The following is a 25,958-nucleotide window of genomic DNA, read 5'->3' as shown; positions in this document are numbered from 1 at the left end:
CTGATCACGGGCTCAGGTTAGCAGTCCGTACGCGGTTGGCGGAACCGGAATAGGATCTGGGGGTGACCGAGGAACGGGTAGTACTGCTGGACGAGCGTGGGCACGCGATCGGGACCGAGCCGAAGGCGACGGTGCACCACGCGGCGACACCGCTCCATCTCGCGTTCTCCAGCTACGTCGTGGACGCGGCCGGGCGGGTGCTGCTGACCCGGCGCGCCCTCGACAAGCCGACCTGGCCGGGCATCTGGACCAACAGTTGCTGCGGGCATCCACTTCCGGACGAGCCGTTGGAGCAAGCCGTACGCCGCCGACTGTCCGACGAGCTCGGCATCACGGTCGCGTCGGCCGAGCTGGTGCTGCCCAAGTTCCGGTACCGCGCGGAGATGCCGAACGGGATCGTCGAGAACGAGATGTGTCCGGTGTACCGCGTGCGTTGGAGCGGTGACCCGACGCCGGTGCCGTCCGAGGTGGTCGACTACCGCTGGGTCGAGTGGGACGAACTACGCGCCCGCGCCGACCTGTCCCCATGGTGTCTGGAGCAACTGGCCCAGCTCACCGCCGCACCGGACGATTGGCCGCTCGGCCATTCGGCAGACCTACCCGCGGCCGCGCAGGTCTGAGTCGAGCAGATCATTGTGTACGGCAACAGCTGCCGTACTTGCCTGCCCGGCCGCACCTATTGCCAGAAGCGCTGGTTCGGTCGTAGTACCTACCGCGTACACCATGGGAACGTTGGTACGCCCACCAACCGTCACTACCGCGCCGTCCACCACCTCGCATCCGAGGCGCTCCGCCAGATTGCTCTGTTGGTGCTGCCGCACAACCACAAACACCCGCCGCGCACTCAACCGTTCCCCACCGGCCAGCGCAACCTCAGTCCCTCGAACCTCCGCAATCCGCTCGCAGCGCACCCCCACCCCAGCCGCCGCCAGTCGCTGCAACTGCTCGGACGTGAGCTCGTCCCCGTCGGTGCACAGCACCACCTCGTCGCTCCATCGGCTCAGCAACAACGCCCGCGCAACCGATCGCTCCGGGAACCCACGCATGCCCACCTGCACCAGCGGCTGATCCCGTACCTCCCACCCGTGACAGTGCGGGCAAGCCACCACGGACCGCCCCCACCCGTCCGCGATTCCAGGCACCTCCGGCAACTCGTCCCACAACCCAGTCGCCAGCACCACCGCGCGTACGCGCTCGCCACCCACCACAAACCCGCCGTCGACCGCGCGCGCGTCCGTGACCCGTGACTCTCTGACCGCGACGCCGTACGCCGCCACCTGCTCCCGCCCCACCCCGAGCAGCTCGCCTGGAGCGGGATTCAGCACGCCCAGATAGTTGTGTACGTGCTCAGCCGCCCGATTCCGCGCCCGCCCGTCGTCGAACAGCACCACCCGTCGCCGGGCGCGACCCAACGTCAGCGCCGCCTGAAGCCCCGCCACACTGCCACCCACGACCGCCACGTCGAAATCCATGCCGACCATTATACGAGACCATTCATCTCATATAACAAGACGTATTTCGGCCAGTAATTCGGCACCGGACCATGACCGCCGGCTCTGCTCACCCGCGTGGATCAGCTCGACCAGCCGCTGATTCACCGGCGCCGACCGATAGAGCGAAGCAGCCAGCCGGACCACCTCGCCGTTCAGGTAGTCGATCTCGGTCGGCCGTCCGGCTTCCAGGTCCTCCCACATCGACGTACGCGCCAACGGATCGATCGCAAGCATCGCCCCCGCCACCCGCCGGAAGACGAAGTCCGGCAACCGCAGAACGGACGGCAAGCGCTGCATCGGCAGCGTCAGCAACCGCGCCGGCCGGACCTGAGCCGCAGCCAGCAACGCGAGCGTCTCGCTCTGCGCCGCCGCCAAACACCGCCGGTAGGCCCGCTGCGAAAGCTCGTCCCGCACCGGCAGATTCGACGGCGCGTCGCCGAAGGACAGGAGGTGGTCGGCGCTGATACGCATGATCTGTTCCGGCAGACCATCCGAAGCCAACCACTACCTGTCCTTCGGTGCATCCCCGACCCCGGAGCTAATGCAGCCGCACGCGCGGATCCAGCACCGCGTACGCGATATCCACCAAGATGTTCGCCACCACCACGGCCGCCGATGCGAACAGCACGATGCCGATGATCACCGGCAGATCCTGCTGATTGATCGCGACCACCGCCGTCTGACCGAGACCCGGCAAGCTGAACACCGTCTCGGTCACGACCACGCCGCCGATCAGCTGGCCCAGGTCGATGCCGAACTGGGTGACCACCGGCGTCATCGCGCTACGCAACCCATGCCGGACGATGACTCGACTTTCCCGGATGCCCTTCGACCGTGCGGTCCGGATGTAGTCCTCGCCGAGGACGTCCAGCATCGAGCCACGGGTCAACCGCGTGTACGTTGCCGCCAGCAACAACGCCAGCGCGATCCACGGCAGGAACAAGTGCTGGAACCACGGCCCGATGCCGCCGGTGAGTGGCGCGTACCCGCCGGCCGGGAACCAGTTGAACCCGGCCAGCGTGAGGCGGAAGTACAGGAAGTACAGCAGCAGCAGTCCGAGCAGGAACGACGGGAACGAGTAGAAGAACAACGAGAACAGTGTCAGCCCGCGATCAGCCAGCGAACGCGGATGCACCGCGGAGATGACGCCGTTGAACACACCCAGCAGCAGCCACAAGATGGATGCGCCGAGCGCCAGCGACAACGTGATCGGCAACGCCTGTCCGATGATCGTTGTCACCGGCACCTGGTGGTAGTAGTCGTACCCGAGGTTGCCCTTCAGCGCGTTGCCGAGGAAATGCAGGTACTGCTTCCAGACCGGCAGGTCGAGACCGAGCCGGTGTTTGATCAGCGCGATCGTCTCCGGGGTCGCCTGCCGGCCGGCCAGCGTCTGCGCGACGTTGCTCGGAGCAATGAAGAACAGGCCGAACACGGCCACGCTGATCAGCCACAGAACCAGGATTCCGTGCCCGAGCCGGCGAATCAGGAACATACCCATGGTCAGGTCCGATCCGCGCGGGGGTCGAAGGCGTCCCGGACCCCGTCACCGAACAGGTTGAACGCGAGCGTGGTGATCAGCAGCGCCAGACCTGGGAACAGGATGAACCACCACGCGGTCGTGTAGTAGTTCTGCGACGCGCTGATCATGCCGCCCCAGTCGGCGGTTGGTGGTGGCAGCCCGAGCCCGAGGAACGACAACGTCGCCTGGGTCACGATCACCACCGGGATCAGCAGTGTCGTGTACACGATCACCGGCGCGATCACGTTCGGCAGTACGTCGACGAACATGATCCGGCTGTTGCTCGCGCCGAGCGACCGAGCGGCCTCGACGAACTCGCGTTCGCGCAGCGACAGCACCTGGCCACGGACGATCCTGGCCACCGAGGCCCAGCTGAAGAAACCGATCACCAGGACGGTGACGGTCAGGCTCGGTCCGGTGATCGACACCAGCGCGATCGCCACCAGCAGGAACGGTACGGACAGCACCACGTCGATGAGCCGGGCCAGGACGGTGTCGGTGATCCCCCCGAGGAACCCCGCCGCCAGTCCCAGCACGACTCCGATCGCGACCGTGATCGCCGTCGAGATCACGCCGACGAGCAGCGAGATCCGCGCGCCGTACGCGATCCGGACCAGGATGTCCCGGCCGAGGTCGTCGGTGCCGAACCAGAACGTGCCGTTCGGCCCGCGCGGCAACCCGTCCGGGGTGAGTCCGATACTGCGGTACTGCTCGTTCGGCGGATGCCCCGTGACCGCCGCGAACACGGGGGCGAAGATCGCCATCAGCACGATCAGCAGGATCACGACGAGTGAGATCATCGCGACCTTGTCCTTGCGCAGCCGCCGCATCGCCAGTACGAACGGACTCCGCCCCTCGATCGTCCTGGGTTCGTCCAGAACGTCGACCATCTCGATCGAGGCGGTCATGACGCGAGGTCCGGTACGGCCGTCGACAGGTCCTCGCCGACGGTGAGTGGATAGAAGCACGCGGTTCGGTGGCCGTCGGTGTCGTCGAGGATCGGGATCAACGGCGGCTCGGATGCGGCGCAGTCGGAGCGGGCTTTCGGGCACCGCGTGTGGAACCTGCACCCCGCCGGCGGGTTCGTCGCGGACGGGATGTCGCCGCCGAGGATGATCTGCTGCCGGCTGTCCGCGGTGTCCGGGTCCGGCGCCGGCAGCGCCGACAGCAGCGCCCGGGTGTACGGGTGCCGGGTCTGCCCGAACAACTCCTTGGTCGGCGCGAGTTCGACGATCTTGCCCAGGTACATCACCGCGATCCGGTTGCTGACGTGCCGGATCACCGACAGGTCGTGCGAGATGAACACGTACGTCAGTCCGAGGTCCTTCTGCAGATCCGCCAGCAGGTTGATGATCTGCGCCTGGATCGACACGTCCAGCGCGGACACCGGCTCGTCGCAGATGACCAGCTTCGGCCGCAGCGCGAGCGCCCGCGCCACCCCGATCCGTTGCCGCTGGCCACCGGAGAACTCGGCCGGGAACCGGTTGTAGTGCTCGGGGTTCAGCCCGACCAGCTCCATCAGGTCCTGGACCTGCTTCTTCCGTTCGGCCCCGGACGAGATGTCGTGGATGGCGAACGGGTCGCCGATGATCGATCCGACCCGGCGGCGCGGGTTCAGCGATCCGTACGGGTCCTGGAAGATCACCTGGACGTCACGGCGCAACGGCCGCATCGCCTTCCGGGACAGTTTGGTGATGTCCTTGCCCTCGAACCAGACCGAGCCGGACGTCACGTCGTACAGGTGCGCCATGCACCGGGCCAGCGTGGACTTCCCGCAACCGGTCTCGCCGACCAGGCCGAGGGTCTCACCGGTGTGCACTTCGAGGGACACCCCGTCCACCGCCCGGACCACCTCCCGGGCGTGGGTGGGGAACTCCTTGCGGACGTCCTCCACCTTCAGCAGCACTTCGTCGTTCATGAAGCCATCGCCTCATCCGTCTCGTGCGGTAACCAGCAGGCCGACTGGTGCCGGGGGTCGCGGCCGACGTCGGCCAGCGGCGGCGCCTCGGTCCTGCACTTGTCGAACACGTGCGGACAGCGGGGCGCGAACGGGCAGCCCTTCGGCAGGTTGATCAGGCTCGGCGGAGTCCCCGGGATCGGGGTCAGCCGGTCCCCGCTGTGGGCCGGCAGCGACGCCAGCAGGCCCTGCGTGTACGGGTGGTGGTTGCGGTAGAAGATGTCCCGCCGGGGCGCCCGTTCCATCACCGCGCCGGCGTACATCACCACCACCTCGTCGGACATCTCCGCCACCACGCCGAGATCGTGGGTGATCAGGATGATCGCCGTACCGAACTGGTCCTGCAGCCGGCGCATCACGTTCAGCACCTGCGCCTGGACAGTCACGTCCAGCGCGGTCGTCGGCTCGTCCGCGATCAGCAGCGCCGGGTCGAGCGCCATCGCCATCGCGATCATCACCCGTTGCCGCATCCCGCCGGAGAACTGGTGCGGATAGTCGTCGATCCGCTCCGCCGCCCGCGGAATACCGACCAGGGTGAGCAGGTCGGCGGCCCGTTTCCGGGCCGCCTGCTTGCTGATCTCCAGGTCGTGCGCCCGGATCATCTCGACGATCTGCCAGCCGATCCGGTACTGCGGATGCAGGCTGGACAGCGGGTCCTGGAAGATCATCCCGATCTGGTCGCCACGCAGCCGCCGCAGCGTCGACTGCTCGGCCGTGATCAGGTCGGTGCCGTCGAAGAACGCCGTACCGGAAACCTTGGCGCCGCGGGTGAGGCCGGTGATGGTCTGGGTGGCGACGCTCTTGCCGGAGCCGGACTCGCCCACCACCGCGAGCGTCTGCCCTGCTTCCACGTCGAACGACAACCCCCGGACGGCACGGACGGTGCCGTCCGGGGTGTCGAAGGAGACCCGGAGGTCCCTTACTTCAAGCAGTGCCATCAGGTCAGCCCTGCTTGTCCTTGTCCAGCCAGACATTGGTCGGGTCGAACATCTGCATCGCGGGTACGTAGTTCGCGTTGTGTACCTGCGCCGCGTGGTAGTTCGCGTTCTTCGGGTTGGTCAACGGGAAGAACGGCGCGTCGGCCATCACCTGGGCGTCGGCCTGGGCCCACAGCGTGGACGCCTGGTCCTCGGTCGGTGCCTTGACCGCCTGGTCGATCAGGTTGTTGGTCGCCGGGCTGTTGTACAGCCCGAAGTTGCTGCCGATCGGCGGGAACGACGGCTCGCCGGAGAACAGCGGGTTGAAGAACGACAGCGCCGCGTTGCCGTACCAGTCGGCTCCCCAGCCGGCCAGTGACAGGTCCCAGACACCGCGCTGGGCGACGGTCGGTACCTGCAGGTACTTCACGTAGAAGTCAGCGTTCGGCGACGGTACGCCGACCACGGTGACCCCTGCCTTGGACAGGTCCTGCTGGATCGTCTGGAACGCCTTGCTGCTGCCCTCGGACGCGTTCCGGTACAGGAACTTCAGCGTCAGGTGCGGGAAGCCCGCCGCGGCCAGCATCTGCTTCGCCTTGTCCGGGTTGTACGGGTACGGGTCGATCTGCTTCGAACCGACGATGTTGTCCGGCAGTACGTGGGTCAGCGGCGGGTTGATGGTCTTTCCGCCGAGGACCTGCAGGACGTTGTCACGGTTGATCGCGTAGCTGATCGCCTGCCGTACCTTCACGTTCGCGAGCGCCTTGTTGTTGTTCGGCGACGCGGTGTTGTAGACGACGTACGGGTTGCTGGACGCCGTCATGCCCAGGTTCAGGTTCGGGTCCTTCTTGGAGATCAGCGCCGGCAGCTGCGACGGTGGTGGGCCGACGTCGAACTCGAGGTCCGCGGTCGGCGTACCGGTCTGCAGTTGCTGCTGGATCGAGTCCTGGCTGACGGTCTCGTTCACCACGATCTTGTCGACGTACGCCTTCCGCACCGGGTCGGTGGCGGCGTCCCACGCGGGGTTGCGCGTGTAGGTGATCGACTTGGTCGGTACCCAGGAGTCGACCTTGTACGGGCCGTCGGACGGGTAGTGGTTGCCCAGCTCGGTACTGGCCGGCAGGTACTTCAGTGCCTCGATCGGTGCCGGTGAGAAGGCCGGCAGGGTCAGCATGTCGACGAAGTACGTGGCCGGCTGGGTGAGATGGAACTCGATCGTCGTGTCGTCCTTGGCGACCACGCCGGGCAGCGGCGTCTTCTCGATGTACGCCTCGATCGCGGCCGGTGTCTTCGCCACTTTGGCGAAACCGTCCGCGAACGCCTTGTACCCGACGATCAGGTTGGCGAAGTCCGGGATGCCGCCGAACGGCTGCACCGGGTTCGCGGTCCGCTTCACGCCGCGGACCATGTCCGCCGCGGTCACCTGGCGGGCCGGCGTGGTGTCCCACTTGGCGCCCGGCCGGATCTTGATCGTGTAGGTCTTGCCGTCGGCGCTGATCCCGCCGTTGGCGGCCGTCGGGATGTCGGTGGCCAGGTCCGCCACCGGCTTGGTGTTGTCGCTGTTGGGATCGGCGGGGTACGTGAACAGCTGGCGGCTCCACATCCGCAGGTTCAGGTAGCCGACCGAGTAGTAGCTGACGTTGGGATCCATGTAGTCGACATCGCCGGCGCCCAGCATGTTCAGGGTGCCGCCGGTGACCGGGGTGCCGGCCGACCCTCCGGATCCGGACGGTGTTCCGCCGCCATTACTACAAGCCGCGAGCGTTAGAATGCTCGCCACGGCGGCAAGGGATAATGCCGCCAGCCGTCTTCTGGCCATTGGTCCTCCTCCGGGACTCGATAGCGCCGAAGTTAGGACTTGTGGGCCGGTCCGGAACGTGCCTGCACCGAACCGTCAAGAGGTTGTCACCCGGCGCCCGCCCGGAGATGTCGGATTCATGACAGTCGTAACAACCAGCAGGCCCGCTGGTGCGCGACACTGGACCCGTGGCACACAGCCTGCTGCTGGTCGATGACGAACCGCGCATCCGGCGGGTACTGCGACTTGCCCTGGAGGACGAGGGCTACCAGGTGGCGGAGGCGGCGAACGGGTACGACGCGCTCGCCGCGCTGCGCCGGGAGCCGCCGGACGTGGTTCTGCTGGACCTGATGCTGCCCGACCGCGACGGTTTCACGGTCTGCCGGGAGATCCGCCGGGCCAGCGACGTACCCGTGATCATGGTGACCGCGCGGACGGACAGTCACGACGTGGTCGCCGGTCTGGAGGCCGGCGCGGACGACTACGTGACGAAGCCGCTGGTGGCGAAGGAGCTGTCGGCCCGGATCCGGGCGCTGCTGCGGCGGGTCGAGCCGGCCAACGCCCGGCAGGCCGAGCTGCTCGAGGTCGGTGACCTGCGGATCGACGTACCGGGCGCCGAGGTGACCCGGGACGGCGAGACGCTGCCGCTGACCCGGACCGAGTTCAAGCTGCTGGCCGAGCTGGCCGGTGCCGAGGGCAAGGTACTCAGCCGGGAACAGCTGCTGTCGAAGGTCTGGGGGTACGGCTACTTCGGCGACAGCCGGATCGTCGACGTGCATGTCCGGCGGCTGCGGCTGAAGATCGAGCGCGACCCGGCCAGCCCGACACACCTCGTCACCGCGCGTGGCCTGGGCTACCGACTGGTGAGCTGACGTTGCTGGGACGGGTCAGCCTGCGAGGCCGCGTGATGCTGGCCTACGGCCTGCTGGCGCTCGGGTTGTCGTCCGTCCTGGCGATCGTGACCTGGAGCGTGGTCTCCGACTACCTGACCGAGCAACGTGATTCGGCGGCGGTGGTGGTGACGTCCGACAGCGCGGCCGCGCTGCGGTACGGGCTGTTCGGCGCGCCGGCGTCCTGCCGGCCGGGGCATGAACAGGCCGAGTGTGACAACCCGACGCTGCTGCCCGGCGTACGGCCGATGGACGTGCTGAACAGCCTGCCCTCCACGGACGCGGCCGCCACGATGATGTACCTCGAAGACCATTGGTACGCGTTGACCGGGAAGCCGTCGGATCTGCCGCCCGACGTGATCCAGGGCGCGCTCGGCGGCAGCGTCGTACAACGCCGGATCGAGGTGAACGGGCAGCCGGTGCTCGCGGTCGGCGTACCGCTGGGGCGACAGGGCGACGCCTTTTTCGAATGGCATCCGCTGACAACGCTGGACAGTACGCTGCGGACCTTGAAGCTGACGCTGATCAGCGCGGCGTTCGCGACCGCGCTGATCGGGCTCGCGGTCGGGCGGTTGGCGAGTACGGTCGCGCTGCGGCCGCTGGCCGAGCTGACGCGGGTGGCGCGGGCGGTCGCGACCGGGAAGCTGGACGAGCGGCTGGAGGCCGAGAACGATCCGCACCTCGGGGGACTGGCGCGATCGTTCAACCAGACCGCGGCGGATCTGGAACGGCGGGTGGCGGCGGACGCGCGGTTCGCCGGCGACGTCAGCCACGAGCTGCGTACGCCGCTGATGACGATGCTCAACTCGATGCAGCTGATCCAGAACCACCGCGCCGAGCTGCCGGCGGCCGTCCGGGAGCCGGTCGAGCTGCTCGGTGACGACCTGGAGCGGTTCCGGCGGCTGGTGATCGACCTGCTGGAGATCTCGCGGGACGACGGTGGTGACCGGGGGAGCCGGGAGATCGTCCGGATCGCCGACCTGGTCCGGGCCGCGGCGGACGCGGCCGCCGGGCGGGAGGTGACGACGGTCGAGTCCGATGCCGAGCATCTCACCTTGCAGGCGGACAAGCGGCGGCTGGAACGCGTGATCGCGAACCTGGTCGAGAACGCGGAGGACCACGCCGGCGGGTGCAAGGGCGTCGGCGTACGGGCCGGTGGGCTGGGCGTGATCATCACCGTCGACGACGCCGGACCAGGCATCGCCGCCGAGGACCGAACCCGGATCTTCGAACGCTTCGGCCGCGGCGAAACCTCCGGCCGCGGCCGCGGCGTAGGCCTGGGCCTGGCCATCGTCGCCCGCCACGTCCAATGGCACCACGGCACCATCCAAGTAACCGACCGCCCAGGCGGCGGCGCCCGCTTCACCGTCGAACTCCCCGCCAAATCCGGCTAACAGGAACCTACGGTGCAGTCCCACCCGGCACCTGCGGTGCACCCCGCCGAGCACTTGCTGGGATCGCCCCAGGCGGCATCTCCGTGTTCTTCTTCCCGGCTCCGCCCGGCGTCAGCCGGGCGGAGCCGGGTAATTCAGGTGCTGGGGGTTGAGCAGTTCAGTTACGGTGGGGTTATGGCTACTTGCCTCTGTGTCTAGCTGCACGCACCGCATCTACGGGTGAAGTGTGTCCACTAGCTATCACGGAGAGTAACCATTATGATCACCGTTCGCGGTGTAGAGATTCGCGTCGGCGCTCAGCTTCTGCTTGGTGAGCTGGCGTTCACGGTCGGCGCCGGGGATCGTGTCGGTCTGGTCGGCCGGAACGGCGCCGGCAAGACCACGCTGATGAAGACCCTGGCCGGCGAGGACCGCCCGGCGGCGGGTGACATCGCCGTCACTGGTTCGGTCGGCTACCTGCCGCAGGACCCGCGTGCCGCCGACCCGGCGATCACCGTCACCGACCGCATCTTGTCCGCCCGAGGCCTGGATACCGCGGTCCGTCGGCTCCGGCAGGCCGAAACTACGATGAGTACGGCGACCGGCGAGGCGCAGCAGCAGGCGATGGCCGCGTACGCCCGCGCCGAAACCGCGTTCCAGGCCGGCGGTGGGTACGCGGCCGAGGCCGAGGCGGCGCGGCTCGCGGCCGGCGTCGGCCTGCCCAACCGCGCGTTGGAGCAGCCGATCGGCGAGCTGTCCGGCGGTCAGCGCCGCCGCGTCGAGCTGGCCCGGATCCTGTTCGCCGAGCACGACACGCTGCTGCTCGACGAGCCGACGAACCACCTCGACGCCGACTCGGTGCTCTGGCTGCGGCAGTTCCTGCTCGCGTACTCCGGCGGTCTGATCGTGATCAGCCACGACCGCGAGTTGCTCAGGGCAACGGTCAACCGGGTCTTCCATCTGGACCCGCAGCGGCGCACGATCGACCTGCACAACACCGGCTGGAAGAAGTACCTGGAACAGCTGGAGCTGGACGAGCGCCGCCGCGCCCGCGAACGCGCCACGGCGGAACGCAAGGCGGCGGTCCTGCATGCCCAGTCGGCGAAGATGCAGGCCGGCGCGAGCACCGCGGTGGCGGCGAAGAACATGGCCCGGCGCGCGGACAAGCTGCTCGCGGATCTCGAGCCGGTCCGCCGCGCGGCACGCGTCGCCCGGATCCGCCTTCCCGATCCGGCGCCTTCGGGCCGTACGCCGCTGTCCGCGATCGGCCTGAAGAAGGCGTACGGCGCGCTGCAGGTGCTGGACGGCGTCGACCTCGCGATCGACCGCGGCAGCCGCGTGGTCATCCTCGGCCTGAACGGCGCGGGCAAGACCACCCTGCTCCGGCTGCTGGCGGGCCGCGAACAGCCCGACGCCGGCCAGGTCGTACCCGGCCATGGTCTCCGGCTCGGGTACTTCGCCCAGGAGCACGACACCCTGGACCTGGCCGGGACCGTCCAGCAGAACCTGGCGTCGGTCGCGCCCGGCCTGACCGACGGTGAGGTACGCAACGTGCTGGGATCGTTCTTGTTCAGCGGCGACGACGTGAACAAGCCGGCGGGCGTGCTGTCCGGCGGCGAGAAGACCCGGCTGGCGCTGGCCGGTCTGGTGCATTCCGGCGCGAACGTGCTGTTGCTGGACGAGCCGACCAACAACCTCGACCCAGCTTCGCGGGACGAGGTGCTCGGCGCGGTCGGCGGGTACCCGGGCGCGATCGTCATGGTCACCCACGACGAGGGCGCGATCGAGGCGCTCCGCCCGGACCGGGTACTGCTGCTGCCGGACGCCAGCGAGGACCTCTGGTCGGACGACTACCTGGATCTGGTGTCACTGGCCTGACGGATCAACCCTGGGGTTGAGACCCGCTTCAACCCGGGTCTCACCTCCGGGCTGACGTGTCCATCGCTCGATCCGAGGAGTGTTGTTCTCAACAGAACAACCCCTCGAAAGGACACTGAAATGTCGGCCGTGATCGGAATCCTGGTGGGCCTGCTGGTGCTGGTACGCGTGATCGGCCGGCAAGTGACCGGTTCGCTGGTCACGCAGCGTTCGCTGGTCCTGATGCCCGCGATCCTGCTCGGGGCCGGCGTACTCTCGCTGTCCTCGGTCCTGCACACCGCGACCACCGGCGAGCTCGCCTTCCTCGTCCTCGACTGCGTGGTCCTGCTCGGCCTCGGTCTGGCCCGCGGCGCCAGCATTCGGCTGACGCAGACCGAGCAGGGTCTTTTCCAGAAGGGCACTTCCGCGACGCTGGTGCTCTGGCTGCTGACCATCGGACTCCGGATCGGTACGTCCTTCGCCGCGGGCGCGCTCTGGCCGCACGGCACCTTCGCCCAGGCGACGCTGGTACTGACCATCGGCGTCACGATCGCCGCCCAGAACGCGATGGTGTTCCGCCGCTCGCAGGCGCTGCACATCCCGTTCGCGGTCGCCGAGCGGGCATGATGAACGAATGAGATGGACGCTCGCGGACCAGGTACGGGGCAACTCCGTACCTGGTCTGTTGCTGCGCGCGCTGCCGAGCGTGCTGACCGTCATCTCGGTGGTGATCGGTGCCCGGCCCGGTTCCGAACGGCGGCTGCCGTACGCGCTGATCCTGGTCGTGGCCGGGATCGTTGTGGTCAGCAACATCTCGCTGTTCTGGCTGCGCTACGGCGATCCGCTCGGGCGGGCCGGGTACGGCCTGCTGGTCTTCGCGCTCGCCGGGTCGCTGCTCTGGTACGCGCTGCCGGGGAGCGCGATGATCGTCGCCCCGTTCTGGGCCACCCGGGCCGCGGTCCGGTACTACCGGCCGACGCCGCTGGCATGGGTGATCGTCGGCGCCGGGATGCTGGGCGCGAGCCTGCCGCTGTACGCCACGACCCGGTCCGAGGCGGCCGCGCTGGGGTCGGCGTTCGGGGTGCTGGCGCTGACGTTGTCGTCGGTCAACCGGCGCAACCGCGAGCAGCAGATGGAGGAGCTCGAGGTCTCGCTGGCCCGCAAACAGGCGGCGATCGAGGAGCACGGGCGGGCCGCCGCTCTGGCCGAGCGGGCGCGGATCGCGCGCGACATGCACGACGTACTCGCCCACTCACTCGCCGGTCTGTCGTTGAGTCTGCAGGGTGCGCGGTTGATGCTTGTCCGCGACGGCGCGTCGGCGGAGGCGATCGAGCAGATCACCCGGGCGCAGGGTCTCGCGGCCGACGGACTGGCCGAGGCGCGGCGCGCGGTCGCGGCGCTGCGGGAGGATTCGGTGCCGGATGTCCGGGCGCTCGGCGATCTCGTCACGGCGTACCGGCTGGAGAGTGGCGCGCCGGCCGAGTTCGTGGTCGAGGGGGAGGTGCGCAAGTTGTCCGGCGAGGTGATGTGCGCGCTGTACCGCACGGTGCAGGAGTCGCTGGTGAACACCCGGAAACACGCTCCACAGGCACCGGTACGGGTCACCCTCGCGTACGCCGAGAAGGTCCGGCTGACGATCGAGGACCAGCCGGGTACGCGTCCGGCGAACGCGGCGCCAGGTGGCTATGGTCTGCTCGGAATGCGCGAACGTGCCGACCTGGTCGGCGCATCACTGGAAGCCGGCCCGACCGCAACGGGCTGGCGAGTCGAGCTCGAGGTGGCGGTATGAGTGTGCGGGTGGTGGTCGCGGACGATCAGACCGTGGTTCGCGACGGCTTGGTGACCTTGCTGAAACTGCTGCCCGGGATCGACGTGGTCGCGGCCGGATCGGACGGTCAGCAGGCGGTCCAGCTGGTCGCTGAGCACGACCCGGACGTACTGCTCGTGGATCTGCGGATGCCGACGATGGACGGGGTCGAGGCGACCCGTTTGGTGCGAACGGAGCATCCGCGTACCGAGGTTGTCGTACTCACCACGTACAGCGATGACGAGTCCGTATTGTCCGCGCTGCGAGCCGGCGCCCGTGGTTTCCTGACGAAGGACGCGGACGCCGAGTCGATCGGCCGGGCTCTGGAGGCAGCAGCCGCCGGCCAGTCGATCGTCGACGCCGACGTCCAGCGCCGCCTGATCGAAGGCACCGCGACCGCGCCGAAGCCGGTCCAGGTCGCCGACTCAGGCCTGACCCCGCGCGAGCTGGAGGTACTTCGCCTGATCGCCGAAGGCCTGTCCAACACCGAGATCGCCCGCCACCTGGTGGTCAGCGAAGCCACCGTCAAGACCCACATCAACCATCTCTTCGCCAAGGCCAACCTCCGCGACCGGGCGCAGGCGGTCGCCTACGCGTACCGCCTCGGCCTGACCTGAGCTGACCTGTCCGGTTGCGGAGGGTGAGGTGGGTGCTCTACCTTGAATATATGAACAGTTCTGCAGATGTGCAGCCGGATGCGTGCAACGTCCGGCTGGTCGATCCGGAGCGGGTGGCAAGCGTCAATGCCAGGATGCCGGGCGCGGAGGACATCGTCGACACGGCCGATGTCTTCAGCCTGCTCGGCGACCCGCGCCGGCTGAAGCTGCTGGTCGCGCTGCTCGACGGGGAGCTGTGCGTCTGCGATCTGGCCGCGATCACCGGGTTGAGCGAGTCGGCCACCTCGCACGCGCTCCGGCTGCTGCGGGCGCACCGGGTGGTGACGGTCCGCCGCGACGGCCGGAACGCGTTCTACCGCCTGGACGACGCCCACGTACGCATGCTGGTCGACCTCGCCGTCGCCCACACCGAGCACACCGACGCGATGCACCCGGAACGGACCGAGTCGTGAGCGCCCCGAGCGGTGAACCGCGCGTAGGCGAACCGGCCGAGGTGTCCGGTCACGGTCACGCTGCCGGTCGTGCCGCGGGTGCCGGTGCCGCGGGTGCTGCGGGTGCGGGGCACGGGCATGGGCACGGCGTGAGCGCGAATGCCGACCGGAAGCTGTTGAGTGGTGCGCTCGCGCTGATCGTCGGGTTCATGATCGCCGAGGTGATCGTCGGCTTCGCGGCCGGCTCGCTGGCACTCGTCACCGACGCCGCGCACATGCTCACCGACGCGATCGCCATCGCGCTCGCCCTGCTCGCGATCCGGCTCGCCGCGAAACCACCGCGAGGCGGCTTCACGTACGGCTTCAAACGCGTCGAGATCCTTTCCGCGCAAGCGAACGGCATCACCTTGCTCCTGCTGGCCGTCTACTTCGTGTACGAAGCGGTCAACCGGATGATCCACCCGCCCGAAGTAAAGGGCGCGCTGGTACTGATCACCGGTGTCGTAGGTATCGCGGTGAACGTCCTCGCCACCTGGCTGATCAGCAAGGCGAACCGCTCCAGCCTGAACGTCGAAGGCGCCTTCCAGCACATCCTGAACGACCTCTTCGCCTTCATCGCGACCGCGATCGCAGGTCTGGTCGTTCTGCTCACCGGTTTCGCCCGCGCCGACGCGATCGCCGCGCTGGTCGTCGCCGCCTTGATGCTCAAGGCCGGTATCTCCCTGGTCCGCGAGTCCGGCCGCATCTTCCTTGAGGCGGCGCCGGCCGCGATCGACCCGCAGGCCCTCGGCGCCGAGCTGTGCGCGGTGCCGGGCGTGGTCGAGGTACACGACCTGCACGTCTGGGAGATCACCTCCGGCGAGCCGGCCGCGTCAGCACACATCCTGGTCGCGGAGGGCCTGGACTGCCACCAGATCCGGATTCAGATCGAGCAGGTACTTGCCGATCGCCACCACCTGACCCACTCGACGCTGCAGGTCGATCACGCCACCGCGGACACCCGCGCGGCACACTGCAGCGACTCCCACGGCGTCGTACACCGCGCGGCCACAGACGCAGCCACAAGCGCTACAAGCTCGACAGCTGCCGGTGCTGCCGGTGCTGCCGGTGCTGCCGGTGCGGCGGGTGCTGCTACAGGTGTTGCGTCAGCAGCTGACCCGGCCAGTCCGGCTCATTGACCCGGCTGACGGCGAACTCGGCCTCCCGCGTGAAGCCCTGCTTCTCGTAGTACCGGACGAGGGCGCCGTCGCCACCGGCGAAGCAATCGACCCGGAGCAGTCGTACGCCCGCGGCCCGGGCCAGGTCGCGGGCATGGTCGAGGAGTACGCCACCCAGGTTCCGCCCGGCGGAAGCACGGTCGGTGACCAGGAGCCGTACGTACAGCTCTGGCTCATCGGCCGGCGGCACGTACTCCATCGCCGCACCGACCGCGAGCGCGCCGACCACTCGCCCGTCGAGCTCGGCGACCCAAAGCTCCCCGTCGGCCGCGAACCCGCTGATCTGGGCAACCCGGCGTGGACTGGTGGAGTGCGGCGCCGTCCCCCACTGCTCTACCTGGCCCCGTGACACCAGCCACTCGGTCGCCCCGTCAAGCAGGGCCAGCACCGCCGGTACGTCGTCCCGCGCGCCCGGCCGGATCGTGATCTGCACAAGATCCAGAATAGGGATGTCGAAATCGCGACGGCGGTCTCTACCAAGGGGTGTAGCGAGGAGCTCACGATGAGCAGCAAGACCGGAAAACTGGACCGGACGTTCACCGCGCCGCTGTTGAAGAGCGACGCGAAGGGCGGCTGGACGTACCTGAAGATGCCGGACTCGGCCGAGTTCTTCGGCACTCGCGGCCTGGTCAAGGTACGCGGCACGATGGACGGGCATCCGTTCGAGAGCTCGTTCATGGCGCTCGGCGACGGTACCCACAAGCTGCCGGTGAAGGCCGCGCTGCAGAACCTGCTCGGCAAGCAGCCGGGGGACGAGGTCACCGTTCATCTGGAAGAACGGATCGGATGACAGTGACTTCCATTTGATCTGAGATCACCGTCACAGCGGGTCAGGTCGCGAGTAAGGAGTGCGTGAAGAATCGCACCTGACCGGCCCTTACGCTGTAGATCGTCGTTTACCTGACCGTAAATTCGATGCTTGGGTGGTCCGTCGAAGTCAGGAGTGAACGAGGTGCTACGGGGCTCACGGGGCGTGCCGTCGGCATGTCCGGGATCAGGCCGGGTCCGGCCGTGATCACACTGAACAAGATTCTCGGCGCCGCCGGGGCGGTCCTGCTGCTTGCCGGGGCGCTGCTCGGCTTCCGGTCCGTGTCGGCCGGCGGTACGGACTGCGGCTCGGCCTTCCAGCCGGCCGGCGGCATCACGCCGATGGCCTGCGACAACGCGCTGAACGGCGCGAGCACGCTGACCATCGTGGTGATCATCGTCGGGGTGCTCTGCCTGATCGGCGCGATCGCGATCAAGGTCCTCCGGGACCGCGCCAAGGTCAGCGCCTGAATTCGGATGCGCCGAACCTCCTGGTACGCGATCGTGCCAGGGTGACGATCGAACCGTTCCGGCTGGACGTGCCGGACAGCGAACTGGACGACCTACGCCGGCGGCTGGACCTCGTACGCTGGCCGTCCGAGCTGCCCGGTGCCGCCTGGTCGCGGGGCGTTCCGTTGGCGTACCTGCAGGACCTGGTCGCGTACTGGCGGGACGAGTACGACTGGCGTACGGCTGAAGCGCGCCTGAACGAGTGGCCGCAGTACACCACCACGATCGACGGCGCGAACGTCCACTTCGTACACCTGCCCTCGCCGTCGCCGGACGCGATCCCGTTGGTGATCACGCACGGTTGGCCGGGCTCGATCGTCGAGTTCACCGAACTCGTGAAGCTGCTCGGAGACTTCCACCTCATCCTCCCGACGATCCCAGGTTTCACGCTGTCCGGACCGCTCCACGAACCCGGCTGGGAGTACAAGCGGGTCGCCTGGGCCTGGACCGAGCTGGTGACTCGGCTCGGCTATGACCGGTACGGAGTGCAGGGCGGCGACTGGGGTGCGGCGATCTCGCGCGAGGCCGGGCGGATCGATGCCGCGCGGGTGGTCGGCGTACACCTGAACCTGATCCCAGGCGCGGGCGCGACGTCCGAGCCGACGCCGGCCGAACTCGCGCCGCTCGACGACGCGGAGCGCGAACGTACCTGGGCATCATGGCGGCGGGCGCGGGAGTTCGCGACCGAGGAGCAGGGGTACGCCGATCTGCAGTCGACGCGCCCGCAGACGTTGGCGTACGCGCTCACCGATTCACCGGTCGGGCAGCTGGCCTGGATCGCGGAGAAGTTCGCGACCTGGACGGACCCGGCGTACGCGGTTGATCGCGACGTACTGCTGACCAACGTGATGCTCTACTGGCTGACCCGGACCGGGGGATCGGCCGGCGCGATCTACTACGAGCGCGCGCACGCGTCGTACTGGGGTCAGCCGGCCGAGCCGTCGCGTACGCCGACCGCGCTCCTGGATCTCGCGCACGAGAACTTCATCCCGCTGCGGCACAAGGTCGCGGCCACCGACAACGTCGTCCGCTGGACCAGCCACCCGCACGGGGGTCATTTCGCCGCGCTCGAACAGCCGGAGGTACTGGCGGCCGACATCCGCGAGTTCTTCGCGACGCTCAGGGCTTGAGGATCAGCTTTCCGGTGCTGCGCCGGGCCAGCAGGTCCTCGTGTGAACGGCGTGCCTCCTCGAGTGGGTACTCGGCGCCGGCCAAGGGGTGCAGTTTCTTCTCGGCGGTGAGTTCGAGCATCGCGGTCAGCGGATGCACGTACATCCCGGGCCGGCGGAGCGCCGGCACCAGCCAGAAGCCGCCGACCGAAAGGTTGCGCTGGGCAAGCGAACTCGGATCGACAGCGGGCCGTCCGGTACGCGCTGCGTTGCCGTAGTTGATCAGCCGGCCGAAGTCGGCGAGACAGTCGATCCCGGCCAGCATCGCCTGCCCACCAGCCGGATCCAGCACGATGTCGGCGCCGCGCCCGTCGGTCGCGGCCCGCACCCGATCGACGTACCCGTCCAAGTTGTTGTCAACGGCAACATCCGCGCCGAGCTCCAGCGCGAGCTCACGCTTGGCCGGAGTGGACGCGGTCGCGATCCGCCGGCGCGACCGGGTACGAACGGGAGCGTGACACCACCGCGGTACGAGCCGTCGGTGCGGTGGGTGTCGGCGAAGTTCACCCCCGCCGCGCTGACCTCGACCAGCAGCTCGTCCGGCCCGGCGACCGGCGGATCGAGCTCGGCCGGGACAAGTACCTCGGGGCCGCCGAGCTCGGCGACCTGGATCGCGCGCATGGGGGTCCGTCCGTTCGCTGCCGGGGAACTATCGTGTCGACATGAGTTTTACCGGTTTCCCGGCGGCGGCGCTGGACTTCTACGACGATCTCGAAATGGACAACACCAAGTCCTTCTGGACGGCGCACAAGCACGTCTACGAGGAGTCGGTGCGGGCGCCGATGACGGAGCTGGCCGCCGAACTCGAGGAGGAGTTCGGCGCCGCGAAACTGTTCCGCCCGTACCGGGACGTGCGCTTCGCCAAGGACAAGACCCCGTACAAGACCCATCAGGGCGCGTACGTCGCGGTCGCCCCGGCCACCGGCTGGTACGTGCAGGTGTCAGCCCCCGGCGTACGCGTCGGCGCCGGCTTCTACGACGCGACCTCCGACCGCCTGGCCCGCTTCCGCACCGCCATCGCCGAAGACCGCCGCGGCCGCCAACTCGAGAAGATCCTCGCCAAACTCACCAAGGCCGGCTGGACGATCGGCGGCGACAAACTCAAAACCACCCCCCGCGGCTACGACCCCGACCACCCCCGCATCGACCTCCTCCGCCACAAGACCCTCACCGTCGGCAAGAACTACGGCTTCGAACCGGTCATCCACACCGCATCCCTGACCACCCAGATCCGCACCGACTGGCGAGCGACCAACCCGCTCATCACCTGGCTCACCGACAACACCTAGCCGATTGACCTGACAAGGATCTACGCAGCGTGACGATTCTTGTACCATTCGAACCTGGGTGCCGGCTGCCCGCCGACATCGCCGATCGCCGGGCCGTACGCATCGCCGGAGTCGAGAACGCGAGGTTGTGGACATGCCGAGACCAGCCGGCCCGCCAACGGTGCGGCTCCGCCGTCTCGCCACCGAACTCCGCATCCTCCGCACCGAGGCCGCCCTCACCCGCGAACAGGTCCAGGACCGCACCGGCGTAAACCAGGGCACCCTCTGGCGAATCGAAAAAGGCCAGGCCAAACCCCACCTCGGCACCCTCGAAACCCTCTTCGACCTCTACAACGTCACCCCGACCCGCCGCGCCGAGCTCATCGAACTGACCAGAGGCGCGAAGCAACCCGGCTGGCTGCGGCAGTTCACCGACGTCATTCCCCGCGGGTATGCCGCGTACATCAGCTTCGAGTCGGAGGCGAAGGCGGCGCACAACTACGAGTCGCTCTACATCCCTGGGCTGCTGCAGACCGAGGAGTACGCTCGCGCCTCTGTACTGGACGGTCTGCCGATGGACGCCGACGAGGTCGAGCAGAACGTCCGCACCCGGCTCGAGCGCCAGATCGTTCTGAGCCGGCAGCGCGAAGGCCGCGATCCACTCGAGTTCTGGGCGGTGATCGACGAGGCGGCTCTCCGGCGGGAGGTCGGCGGACAGGCAGTCATGCGAGCGCAGCTGGCCCGGCTGCTGGAGCTGAGCGAGCAACCGAACATCATGCTCCAGGTGATCCCGTTCGATCGCGGCGCCCACCCCGGCATGACCGGCGCGTTCGTCCGGCTGAACTTCGGTCCCACCGTCCCCGACATCGTGTACGTCGAGAGCCTGGCCGGCGACATCTTCCTGGAAACCGAAGCTGAGATCGACCGATACGGTCTCGTCTTCGACCACCTCCGCGCCATGGCCCTCAGCCCTCGCGATTCGCGCGCCCTGATCGCCACTCTGACCACCCGCTGACAGCTCAGCTGCACGTTATCCACAACCTCGCGTTTCCGGCTCCGTCCGGTACGCCGGAACGCTGAATCACGTCGGCAACCGCACGTTTCGTCTCCTGGGCGTACCCGGCCACCTCCGGTATTCGGATGGTGCTCGACAGCTCACTCTCCGTACGGTCGTCTCATGGACGAACACGGCAGATCCGGGGCTGACGAATGACCGGCTGGGAGTATGTGAAAGCCCGGACCGCCTCAGCGACGGGAGCGGTCTGGCGGTCGACCGACGGTGCGCTGTACAAGCGGACCGGTGGTGGTGAATTGGCGGTCGAGGCGGACTTTCAGACAGCCGTACGGGACCTTGGGTATCCGGTTTCGGAGATCGTGTCCCGTGGTTCGGATGAGAACGGCTATTACGTCATCGAGCGTTCGCTGGGCGATGTCACGTTCCATGACCAGGCACTCGCCGACGCGAGCGTCGATGGAGCGGTGGGGTCGGGAGTCATCGCCGGTGCGGCCGACATCTCCGGACGACTCCTGGTGGCCCAGGCAGGAAATCCCCGGCTGGTCTCCGACTGGTTCGAAAAGGCAGCGTTCGCCACTGCGGTCTTTGCCGAGAATCCTGATCTGGACACTCCGCGCGTACGAGAAGTCGTCGCCCGCGCCGTCGGACGCCTTGACCAGTTACCGGGTTGCCTGGGGCATCTGGACTACGGCTTACCGAACATGCTGCCCGGCGGCATCATCGACTGGCAGCACCACGGCCCGATACCACTCGGGTACGACGTCTGTCCGGCACTCGACATCATCGCGTTCAAGGGCGGCGGCAAGGGGTACGCCGTGACCGCTGAGCAGCGGGCCGCGTACCTGGCCGCGCTCGACGCCGCGAGCACCGCAGTGGACGGGCCCCCGCTCAGCACCTGGCTGGGGGAGTTCCTGCTGGTCAAATGCTTCTTCTTCCTGGCCCTGATGCGGCCGTCGGGCCCAGGCCGGCACGACAAGTACATCAAGTGGCAGTACCGCCGTGCTCTTTTCACGTTGGGACTTGATCAATATGACTCAACCGGCACTATCGACACCGGAAACTTCCCCGCACTGGAGCAGTTCAGCACTGGCTACCGGTAATGCCGTCCCATCGGTTCGGGACCGCGATTATCTGATGAACCGGGACGGCATCATCTTCAAGGTTATCGGGGACAGTCATCCGGGCAGCCATTATCTAGGGTACGTGAAATATCATGCCGACGAAAAGGGGGATCGACGCCTTTTCAATCGCCGCTACCGGCAGAACAGCGTCGTCTCGAAGTCCTTCGGGATTCTCGCCGACCGCCCCGAGTGTTACGTCTACTCCGACACCCTGGGCTGCGTCATCACCGGGCTGCCCCGCGATGACGTCGCCGTGCACTACTCGTGCCGGCGCGCGCTGAGCACCATCCAGGATGTCCCCGGATCGGTGGCCGACAACGCGGTGGGCAAGGACCTGCTGGCGATCGTGGAGGGCGTCGCCGACCTTGGCGCCCAGAAGGACATCGGGGTCACGGGCTCGTTCCTGGTGGGCTGCTTCAACGAGCGGTCGGACATCGACCTGGTGTGCTACGGCGCGGAGGGGTATCAAGCTGCTCGCGAACTGTTCGGTCAGCGGGACCTGATCAGGCCTTACGAGGACAGCGACCTCAACCAGTTGTACTTGCGGCGGGCGAAGTACCTGGAGGGCAGTTCGTTCGACGCGCTGATCAAGCAGGAACGCCGCAAGCTGCAGGGCCTGACCACCGGTTCCGGTGCACATGTCAACTGCGAGCCGCTTCGGGCCGATGACGACCGGACCTTCGCGCGGGTGTCGTCGAAGGAAGTCGGCGAGATGTCGTTGCTCGCGACGATCACGGATCACACCGAAGGACTGACGACGCCGGCCGTGTACGGGATCAGAGTGACGGCCATCCTGCGTTCGAGCATCGACGAACCAGGATCGTTCGCGCGCCGGATCGGCTTTGTCAGGTCGTACCTCGGCGCGTACACCGGTGCTTTCCGGGCTGGCGACACGGTCCACCTGTCCGGCAAGCTGGTCCACACCCAAGGCGGAATCCTGAACGGATTCGGTATCGAGCTGACGCCGTGGAACGTCAGCGCGCTGTATGTTGCCAACCTGGTGACCTGAGGCGGCGGCGAAATGGTACTTCTCATCGTCCGGCACGCCGAGTCCGTTGAAAATGCCGACAAGTACAACGGCTTCTACCAGGATCCGCGCCCGTACGACGGATTCGCTGCCCAGCTGATTTCGCGGCAGGTCGTCGGGCTGACGCCCCGGGGTTTCCTGCAGGCCCAGTGGCTCGGCGCCGTCCTGCCGACGCTTGGCCGGGCCCGCCGGAACGTCTACACCTCAACCTACCGCCGGGCCATCGACACCGCGCTGATCGCGTTCCCGGACCTGTGCGCGCCCTGGCCGCGGCGTACGTCGCTACTGGATGAGCAGCATTACGGCGACGCCACCTACATGACCAAGGACGAGTTGTACGTCGCCTATCCCGAGCTCGCGGCGGAGCGCAGGCTACGTAAGCATCAGTGGGTCGCCCCGGGCGGTGAGTCGCTGGCCGACGGAGTGACTCATCGCGCCGCCGAGTTCATCGACCTAGCCAGAAGTGACCTTGCGGGTGCCAGTTCCGTGGTTGCTTTCACCCACCAGACGGCGGTCGTCGCCGCCAGGTCGCTGCTCGAACGCCGGCCGCTGCCGGAGATCCTCGCTGAGGAGAAGCAGGCCAAAACGCCCAACGCGGCCATTCTCCGCTACGAGCTGCGGAACTACAGGTTCGTCAAGCTCCCGACAATCACGCCGATGGTGGACGACGGATGAACGGCCCGGTGTTTCTCAACGGCCCGGTCCAGAACGGGTCCTTCGACTTTCAGGGCCGTCCGGGCAAGGCGGTGGGGATCAGGATCGCGGCCACGCTGAACGACATCCTCGGTCATCGGCCGGTGCCGCACCTGTGGAACACGGTGACGCTGGCAGGCGACCTGCGCCACCGGCGGATGGCAGCTGCGGCGACCACTCGACGCCGCGACCTCGAAGCGGACCTCATCGCCGCGAAGTATCTGCCGAGCGCTCCGCCAGTTGGTGGTGTCGTGACGGATGCCGACGCCGAGGTCGCCCAACTGGCGTTGGCCATGATCGAGGAGCAGCTCCGGCGGGGAGACCTGCGGCTGAGCCGTGAGACAGTTCGAACCTGCCGGGAATGCGGTCACCTGACCGGGGCCGGAGGACACGCGTGCCGTGCCTGCGGCAGTCTGCGGATCGGCGCCAAATCCGCTCTGCACCTGGTTGCGGAAGCGGGTGACAGCCGAGCGGTCCTGGATCGCTCGAATATTCACGCCGCGCATCGCCGGCAGCCGCTGCACCTACAGCGCACAGCTCCGATTGGTGCTCCGCGCCTGATCCTGTCGCGGACTCGTCAGTACGGAATCGAGCTGTCGCCGCTGGGACTCGACGGCCTGGTTCTCGACCCCCGCGCCGGTCTCCACGTCGCGGTGCTGTCCGTCGCGCGGGCCTTGCAGGCCGACGTCGCGGTGATGACAACCACTCAGAACGCCGCACGGAACATCGCGGCCTACGGCCAGTACTTCAGAGCTCATCAGGGCACCCGGCTGCAGTACGCGCTGCACGGGCATGCGCCGTACGACGACGTCGCGGGAACCTTGAGTCAGGTCTACCCCGCGTACCGCGCCGACGCCGGCACCCGATCCGCGTTCGAGCGCTGGTTCCTGCCGCTGATGACGCTCAAGGAGAAGACAGCGATACCGGCCCCGCAGCTGGTGGCGTTGTTCAGGTACTTCGCTCGTACGCTGATGTCGCTTCCGGCCCACTGTGACGAGGCTGTTCTCCAGGAGCTTCGACAGGCAGTCGTCGCCGGAGATCCGAGCTGGGTCACGAGCAGAGTCAAGCTGGCGCACGCCGTGCTGCTGGCAGATCCGGTGCATCCCGATGACTGAGCTGAGCGGTGTAGACGATCCCGCCGAGGCTACTGGCTCAGCGTTCGACGTCCTTGCGGATTCGCATCAGGTGGTCGCGGGTTTTGCTTGGGGGTGGGGCGGCGACGCAGAGGGCTTCCATGGTGGCGGTGTACTGGTCGAGGTCCTCGAGCTTGTCCAGGTACAGGGCGCTGGTGAGGTGCTCGATGTACACCATGTCCGGGAGGTCCTGCTCCGGGAAGCGGAGGATGCTGTACGCGCCGCCGGTCGCCGCGTGGCCGCCGACCTTGAAGGGCATCACCTGAAGGGTGACGTTCGGGTACTGGGACGCTTCGATCAGGTGGTCGATCTGGGTGAGCATCGCCTTGACGCCGCCGATCGGGCGCTGCAGGACTGCTTCGTCGACGACTGCCCAGAGCCGCACCGGATCGGGACGGGTCAGAATCTCCTGGCGGTTGGTCCGCAGCGTGACCCGGCGCTCGACTTCCTCGGCCGCGATCATCCCGCGACCCAGCTGGATCACCGCGCGGATGTACTCCTCGGTCTGCAACAGGCCTGGGACGAACTGGAGCTCGTAGACACGGATCAGCTGCGCCGCGGCTTCCAGGTCCAGATAAGAGTGGAACCAGCTCGGCAGCACGTCGCCGTAGCGGTGCCACCAGCCGGGGTTGTTCGCCTCGCGGGCCAGCGTGAGCAACCGCCCGCGCTCTTCCTCGTCGTCGAGACCGTAGAGAGTAAGCAGGTCGCCGACGTCGCGTTCCTTCAGACCGACCCGGCCCAGCTCCATCCGGCTGACCTTGGACTCCGACGAGCGGATCTCCCAGCCCGCGTCCGAGCGGCTGATCCCAGCCGCCACCCGCATCCGGCGAAGATGCGCCCCGAGGATGATGCGCAGCGCGGTCGGCCCGCTTTGCGCGCCCGACTCGGTCACACCCACCTCCCAGCGGCCCCAGCGATCGTCACCGGCGGGAATCTCACCCGCGAGGGGACATCATCGCACGACGGCAGGCAGATCTGCCGAAGTTCTTACTTGCCGGCGGCGAATCAGGATCAGCGATCACGGAGCGTCAGCCTACTCGATCGCCGGATCAGCCACTTTGTCAGTACAAAGTGGCACGCTTGGCGCGGCGACGAACAGTGTTCGACGGACCTGATCCAGCCTGATTCAAGCGGAAACCGGCCGATTCTGGTCTCGAAATGGAAAACGTGCGGATGCACGTGCATCGGGCGCTTGCATTCGCTGCGTGCTGACGCCATGATTGATTCATGCACAGAAGGTGAGCTGTATCTCGCGAAAAGTGACATCGCGTGATCCGGCAGGCCGGTCCTACAGACCGTCGGCGGCACCGCCACCGGCATGACTGGTTGGGGAACCCGA

Annotated in this window: 29 protein-coding genes; 19 read left to right on the top strand and 10 right to left on the bottom strand. The window is 67.7% G+C overall.

What is annotated here, in order from left to right:
* Nucleotides 1-62 precede the first annotated feature (62 nt).
* Nucleotides 63-620 carry an isopentenyl-diphosphate Delta-isomerase gene (idi, locus tag HDA44_RS17505; RefSeq protein ID WP_184835717.1) on the top strand — a complete coding sequence of 186 codons (558 nt, stop codon included), beginning with the start codon at nucleotides 63-65 and terminating at the stop codon, nucleotides 618-620.
* On the opposite strand, the gene HDA44_RS17500 is transcribed toward idi, so the two are convergent.
* From HDA44_RS17500 to HDA44_RS17470, 7 genes are all read right to left on the bottom strand, one after another.
* On the bottom strand, nucleotides 597-1,472 hold the full coding sequence (locus HDA44_RS17500) for an NAD(P)/FAD-dependent oxidoreductase (RefSeq protein ID WP_184835715.1): 876 nt from the start codon (nucleotides 1,470-1,472) through the stop codon (nucleotides 597-599). The genes idi and HDA44_RS17500 overlap by 24 nt on opposite strands.
* 27 nt (nucleotides 1,473-1,499) lie before the next feature.
* Nucleotides 1,500-1,964: a ketopantoate reductase C-terminal domain-containing protein gene (locus HDA44_RS17495; RefSeq protein ID WP_184835713.1), complete on the bottom strand. Its 465-nt coding sequence runs from the start codon at nucleotides 1,962-1,964 to the stop codon at nucleotides 1,500-1,502.
* 67 nt (nucleotides 1,965-2,031) lie between these two features.
* The gene (locus tag HDA44_RS17490) at nucleotides 2,032-2,991 is read right to left on the bottom strand and encodes an ABC transporter permease (RefSeq protein ID WP_184835711.1); all 960 of its coding nucleotides are present in this window, start codon (nucleotides 2,989-2,991) and stop codon (nucleotides 2,032-2,034) included.
* Between the two features lie 2 nt (nucleotides 2,992-2,993).
* A complete protein-coding gene (locus HDA44_RS17485) occupies nucleotides 2,994-3,920 on the bottom strand; it encodes an ABC transporter permease (RefSeq protein ID WP_184835709.1) in 927 nt (308 codons plus the stop codon).
* Nucleotides 3,917-4,930 (bottom strand): ABC transporter ATP-binding protein, encoded by a 1,014-nt coding sequence (locus tag HDA44_RS17480; protein WP_184835707.1) that lies wholly within the window; start codon nucleotides 4,928-4,930, stop codon nucleotides 3,917-3,919. The genes HDA44_RS17485 and HDA44_RS17480 overlap by 4 nt, the downstream gene beginning before the upstream one ends.
* Nucleotides 4,927-5,907: an ABC transporter ATP-binding protein gene (locus HDA44_RS17475; RefSeq protein WP_184835705.1), complete on the bottom strand. Its 981-nt coding sequence runs from the start codon at nucleotides 5,905-5,907 to the stop codon at nucleotides 4,927-4,929. Before HDA44_RS17475 ends, HDA44_RS17480 begins: the two co-directional genes overlap by 4 nt.
* Nucleotides 5,908-5,911: 4 nt before the next feature.
* Complete coding sequence (locus HDA44_RS17470; protein WP_184835703.1) at nucleotides 5,912-7,666, bottom strand: ABC transporter substrate-binding protein; 1,755 nt, start codon at nucleotides 7,664-7,666, stop codon at nucleotides 5,912-5,914.
* Between the two features lie 206 nt (nucleotides 7,667-7,872).
* Between HDA44_RS17470 and HDA44_RS17465 the strand changes: the two genes are divergently transcribed.
* From HDA44_RS17465 to HDA44_RS17430, 8 genes are all read left to right on the top strand, one after another.
* Nucleotides 7,873-8,556: a response regulator gene (locus HDA44_RS17465; protein WP_184835701.1), complete on the top strand. Its 684-nt coding sequence runs from the start codon at nucleotides 7,873-7,875 to the stop codon at nucleotides 8,554-8,556.
* A gap of 35 nt (nucleotides 8,557-8,591) precedes the next feature.
* Complete coding sequence (locus HDA44_RS17460; protein ID WP_238353112.1) at nucleotides 8,592-9,968, top strand: sensor histidine kinase; 1,377 nt, start codon at nucleotides 8,592-8,594, stop codon at nucleotides 9,966-9,968.
* Nucleotides 9,969-10,226: 258 nt separating this feature from the next.
* Nucleotides 10,227-11,825: an ABC-F family ATP-binding cassette domain-containing protein gene (locus tag HDA44_RS17455; protein ID WP_184835697.1), complete on the top strand. Its 1,599-nt coding sequence runs from the start codon at nucleotides 10,227-10,229 to the stop codon at nucleotides 11,823-11,825.
* Between the two features lie 120 nt (nucleotides 11,826-11,945).
* The gene (locus tag HDA44_RS17450) at nucleotides 11,946-12,431 is read left to right on the top strand and encodes a hypothetical protein (protein ID WP_184835695.1); all 486 of its coding nucleotides are present in this window, start codon (nucleotides 11,946-11,948) and stop codon (nucleotides 12,429-12,431) included.
* A 7-nt stretch (nucleotides 12,432-12,438) separates the two neighbouring features.
* The gene (locus HDA44_RS17445; protein ID WP_184835693.1) at nucleotides 12,439-13,593 is read left to right on the top strand and encodes a sensor histidine kinase; all 1,155 of its coding nucleotides are present in this window, start codon (nucleotides 12,439-12,441) and stop codon (nucleotides 13,591-13,593) included.
* Nucleotides 13,590-14,228, top strand: a complete 639-nt coding sequence (locus HDA44_RS17440) for a response regulator (protein WP_184835691.1) — start codon at nucleotides 13,590-13,592, stop codon at nucleotides 14,226-14,228. Before HDA44_RS17445 ends, HDA44_RS17440 begins: the two co-directional genes overlap by 4 nt.
* Nucleotides 14,229-14,278: 50 nt before the next feature.
* Complete coding sequence (locus HDA44_RS17435; RefSeq protein WP_184835689.1) at nucleotides 14,279-14,680, top strand: ArsR/SmtB family transcription factor; 402 nt, start codon at nucleotides 14,279-14,281, stop codon at nucleotides 14,678-14,680.
* Nucleotides 14,677-15,837: a cation diffusion facilitator family transporter gene (locus HDA44_RS17430; RefSeq protein WP_337906078.1), complete on the top strand. Its 1,161-nt coding sequence runs from the start codon at nucleotides 14,677-14,679 to the stop codon at nucleotides 15,835-15,837. Before HDA44_RS17435 ends, HDA44_RS17430 begins: the two co-directional genes overlap by 4 nt.
* On the opposite strand, the gene HDA44_RS17425 is transcribed toward HDA44_RS17430, so the two are convergent.
* Nucleotides 15,791-16,309, bottom strand: a complete 519-nt coding sequence (locus tag HDA44_RS17425) for a GNAT family N-acetyltransferase (protein WP_319039941.1) — start codon at nucleotides 16,307-16,309, stop codon at nucleotides 15,791-15,793. The genes HDA44_RS17430 and HDA44_RS17425 overlap by 47 nt on opposite strands.
* Nucleotides 16,310-16,378: 69 nt before the next feature.
* On the opposite strand from HDA44_RS17425, the gene HDA44_RS17420 reads away from it, so the two are divergent.
* From HDA44_RS17420 to HDA44_RS17410, 3 genes are all read left to right on the top strand, one after another.
* Nucleotides 16,379-16,666, top strand: coding sequence for a DUF1905 domain-containing protein (locus HDA44_RS17420; protein ID WP_184835687.1), 288 nt, complete (start codon nucleotides 16,379-16,381; stop codon nucleotides 16,664-16,666).
* Nucleotides 16,667-16,860: 194 nt separating this feature from the next.
* Entirely contained in the window at nucleotides 16,861-17,154 is a 294-nt protein-coding gene (locus HDA44_RS17415) for a hypothetical protein (protein ID WP_184835685.1), read from the top strand.
* 41 nt (nucleotides 17,155-17,195) lie between these two features.
* Nucleotides 17,196-18,323 (top strand): alpha/beta fold hydrolase, encoded by a 1,128-nt coding sequence (locus HDA44_RS17410; RefSeq protein WP_184835683.1) that lies wholly within the window; start codon nucleotides 17,196-17,198, stop codon nucleotides 18,321-18,323.
* Here the strand turns inward: HDA44_RS17410 and HDA44_RS37265 are convergent.
* Nucleotides 18,313-18,786: a zinc-binding dehydrogenase gene (locus tag HDA44_RS37265; protein WP_337906821.1), complete on the bottom strand. Its 474-nt coding sequence runs from the start codon at nucleotides 18,784-18,786 to the stop codon at nucleotides 18,313-18,315. The two genes, HDA44_RS17410 and HDA44_RS37265, sit on opposite strands and share 11 nt — an antisense overlap.
* A gap of 62 nt (nucleotides 18,787-18,848) precedes the next feature.
* Between HDA44_RS37265 and HDA44_RS37260 the strand changes: the two genes are divergently transcribed.
* The 7 genes from HDA44_RS37260 (at nucleotide 18,849) to HDA44_RS17375 (ending at nucleotide 24,601) form a co-directional block, all read left to right on the top strand.
* Nucleotides 18,849-19,028: a hypothetical protein gene (locus HDA44_RS37260; RefSeq protein WP_238352479.1), complete on the top strand. Its 180-nt coding sequence runs from the start codon at nucleotides 18,849-18,851 to the stop codon at nucleotides 19,026-19,028.
* Nucleotides 19,025-19,651 carry a DUF2461 domain-containing protein gene (locus HDA44_RS17400; RefSeq protein ID WP_184835681.1) on the top strand — a complete coding sequence of 209 codons (627 nt, stop codon included), beginning with the start codon at nucleotides 19,025-19,027 and terminating at the stop codon, nucleotides 19,649-19,651. The genes HDA44_RS37260 and HDA44_RS17400 overlap by 4 nt, the downstream gene beginning before the upstream one ends.
* Nucleotides 19,652-19,784: 133 nt before the next feature.
* Nucleotides 19,785-20,645, top strand: coding sequence for a helix-turn-helix domain-containing protein (locus tag HDA44_RS17395; RefSeq protein WP_184835679.1), 861 nt, complete (start codon nucleotides 19,785-19,787; stop codon nucleotides 20,643-20,645).
* A gap of 296 nt (nucleotides 20,646-20,941) precedes the next feature.
* Nucleotides 20,942-21,745 carry a phosphotransferase gene (locus tag HDA44_RS17390; RefSeq protein WP_202887410.1) on the top strand — a complete coding sequence of 268 codons (804 nt, stop codon included), beginning with the start codon at nucleotides 20,942-20,944 and terminating at the stop codon, nucleotides 21,743-21,745.
* A 103-nt stretch (nucleotides 21,746-21,848) separates the two neighbouring features.
* Nucleotides 21,849-22,775, top strand: a complete 927-nt coding sequence (locus HDA44_RS17385; protein ID WP_202887409.1) for a nucleotidyltransferase domain-containing protein — start codon at nucleotides 21,849-21,851, stop codon at nucleotides 22,773-22,775.
* A 12-nt stretch (nucleotides 22,776-22,787) separates the two neighbouring features.
* Entirely contained in the window at nucleotides 22,788-23,468 is a 681-nt protein-coding gene (locus tag HDA44_RS17380; RefSeq protein ID WP_184835673.1) for a histidine phosphatase family protein, read from the top strand.
* Entirely contained in the window at nucleotides 23,465-24,601 is a 1,137-nt protein-coding gene (locus HDA44_RS17375; protein WP_184835671.1) for a hypothetical protein, read from the top strand. Before HDA44_RS17380 ends, HDA44_RS17375 begins: the two co-directional genes overlap by 4 nt.
* Nucleotides 24,602-24,638: 37 nt before the next feature.
* Here the strand turns inward: HDA44_RS17375 and HDA44_RS17370 are convergent, their stop codons facing one another.
* The gene (locus HDA44_RS17370) at nucleotides 24,639-25,511 is read right to left on the bottom strand and encodes a Scr1 family TA system antitoxin-like transcriptional regulator (protein ID WP_184835669.1); all 873 of its coding nucleotides are present in this window, start codon (nucleotides 25,509-25,511) and stop codon (nucleotides 24,639-24,641) included.
* Nucleotides 25,512-25,958: the final 447 nt, after the last annotated feature.

Origin of the sequence: Kribbella solani, assembly GCF_014205295.1 — a bacterium.
GTDB classification, from domain to species: domain Bacteria; phylum Actinomycetota; class Actinomycetes; order Propionibacteriales; family Kribbellaceae; genus Kribbella; species Kribbella solani.
This window is presented reverse-complemented; position numbering and strand designations above follow the sequence as displayed.

Bases quoted from the DNA above. Each gene is read 5' to 3' on its own strand.
- HDA44_RS17500 (WP_184835715.1), bottom strand. From the start codon at position 1,472: ATGGATTTCGACGTGGCGGTCGTGGGTGGCAGTGTGGCGGGGCTTCAG.
- HDA44_RS17495 (WP_184835713.1), bottom strand. From the start codon at position 1,964: ATGCGTATCAGCGCCGACCACCTCCTGTCCTTCGGCGACGCGCCGTCG.
- HDA44_RS17490 (WP_184835711.1), bottom strand. From the start codon at position 2,991: ATGGGTATGTTCCTGATTCGCCGGCTCGGGCACGGAATCCTGGTTCTG.
- HDA44_RS17485 (WP_184835709.1), bottom strand. From the start codon at position 3,920: ATGACCGCCTCGATCGAGATGGTCGACGTTCTGGACGAACCCAGGACG.
- HDA44_RS17480 (WP_184835707.1), bottom strand. From the start codon at position 4,930: ATGAACGACGAAGTGCTGCTGAAGGTGGAGGACGTCCGCAAGGAGTTC.
- HDA44_RS17475 (WP_184835705.1), bottom strand. From the start codon at position 5,907: ATGGCACTGCTTGAAGTAAGGGACCTCCGGGTCTCCTTCGACACCCCG.
- HDA44_RS17460 (WP_238353112.1), top strand. From the start codon at position 8,592: ATGCTGGCCTACGGCCTGCTGGCGCTCGGGTTGTCGTCCGTCCTGGCG.
- HDA44_RS17455 (WP_184835697.1), top strand. From the start codon at position 10,227: ATGATCACCGTTCGCGGTGTAGAGATTCGCGTCGGCGCTCAGCTTCTG.
- HDA44_RS17450 (WP_184835695.1), top strand. From the start codon at position 11,946: ATGTCGGCCGTGATCGGAATCCTGGTGGGCCTGCTGGTGCTGGTACGC.
- HDA44_RS17445 (WP_184835693.1), top strand. From the start codon at position 12,439: ATGAGATGGACGCTCGCGGACCAGGTACGGGGCAACTCCGTACCTGGT.
- HDA44_RS17440 (WP_184835691.1), top strand. From the start codon at position 13,590: ATGAGTGTGCGGGTGGTGGTCGCGGACGATCAGACCGTGGTTCGCGAC.
- HDA44_RS17435 (WP_184835689.1), top strand. From the start codon at position 14,279: ATGAACAGTTCTGCAGATGTGCAGCCGGATGCGTGCAACGTCCGGCTG.
- HDA44_RS17420 (WP_184835687.1), top strand. From the start codon at position 16,379: ATGAGCAGCAAGACCGGAAAACTGGACCGGACGTTCACCGCGCCGCTG.
- HDA44_RS17415 (WP_184835685.1), top strand. From the start codon at position 16,861: ATGTCCGGGATCAGGCCGGGTCCGGCCGTGATCACACTGAACAAGATT.
- HDA44_RS17400 (WP_184835681.1), top strand. From the start codon at position 19,025: ATGAGTTTTACCGGTTTCCCGGCGGCGGCGCTGGACTTCTACGACGAT.
- HDA44_RS17395 (WP_184835679.1), top strand. From the start codon at position 19,785: ATGCCGAGACCAGCCGGCCCGCCAACGGTGCGGCTCCGCCGTCTCGCC.
- HDA44_RS17380 (WP_184835673.1), top strand. From the start codon at position 22,788: ATGGTACTTCTCATCGTCCGGCACGCCGAGTCCGTTGAAAATGCCGAC.
- HDA44_RS17375 (WP_184835671.1), top strand. From the start codon at position 23,465: ATGAACGGCCCGGTGTTTCTCAACGGCCCGGTCCAGAACGGGTCCTTC.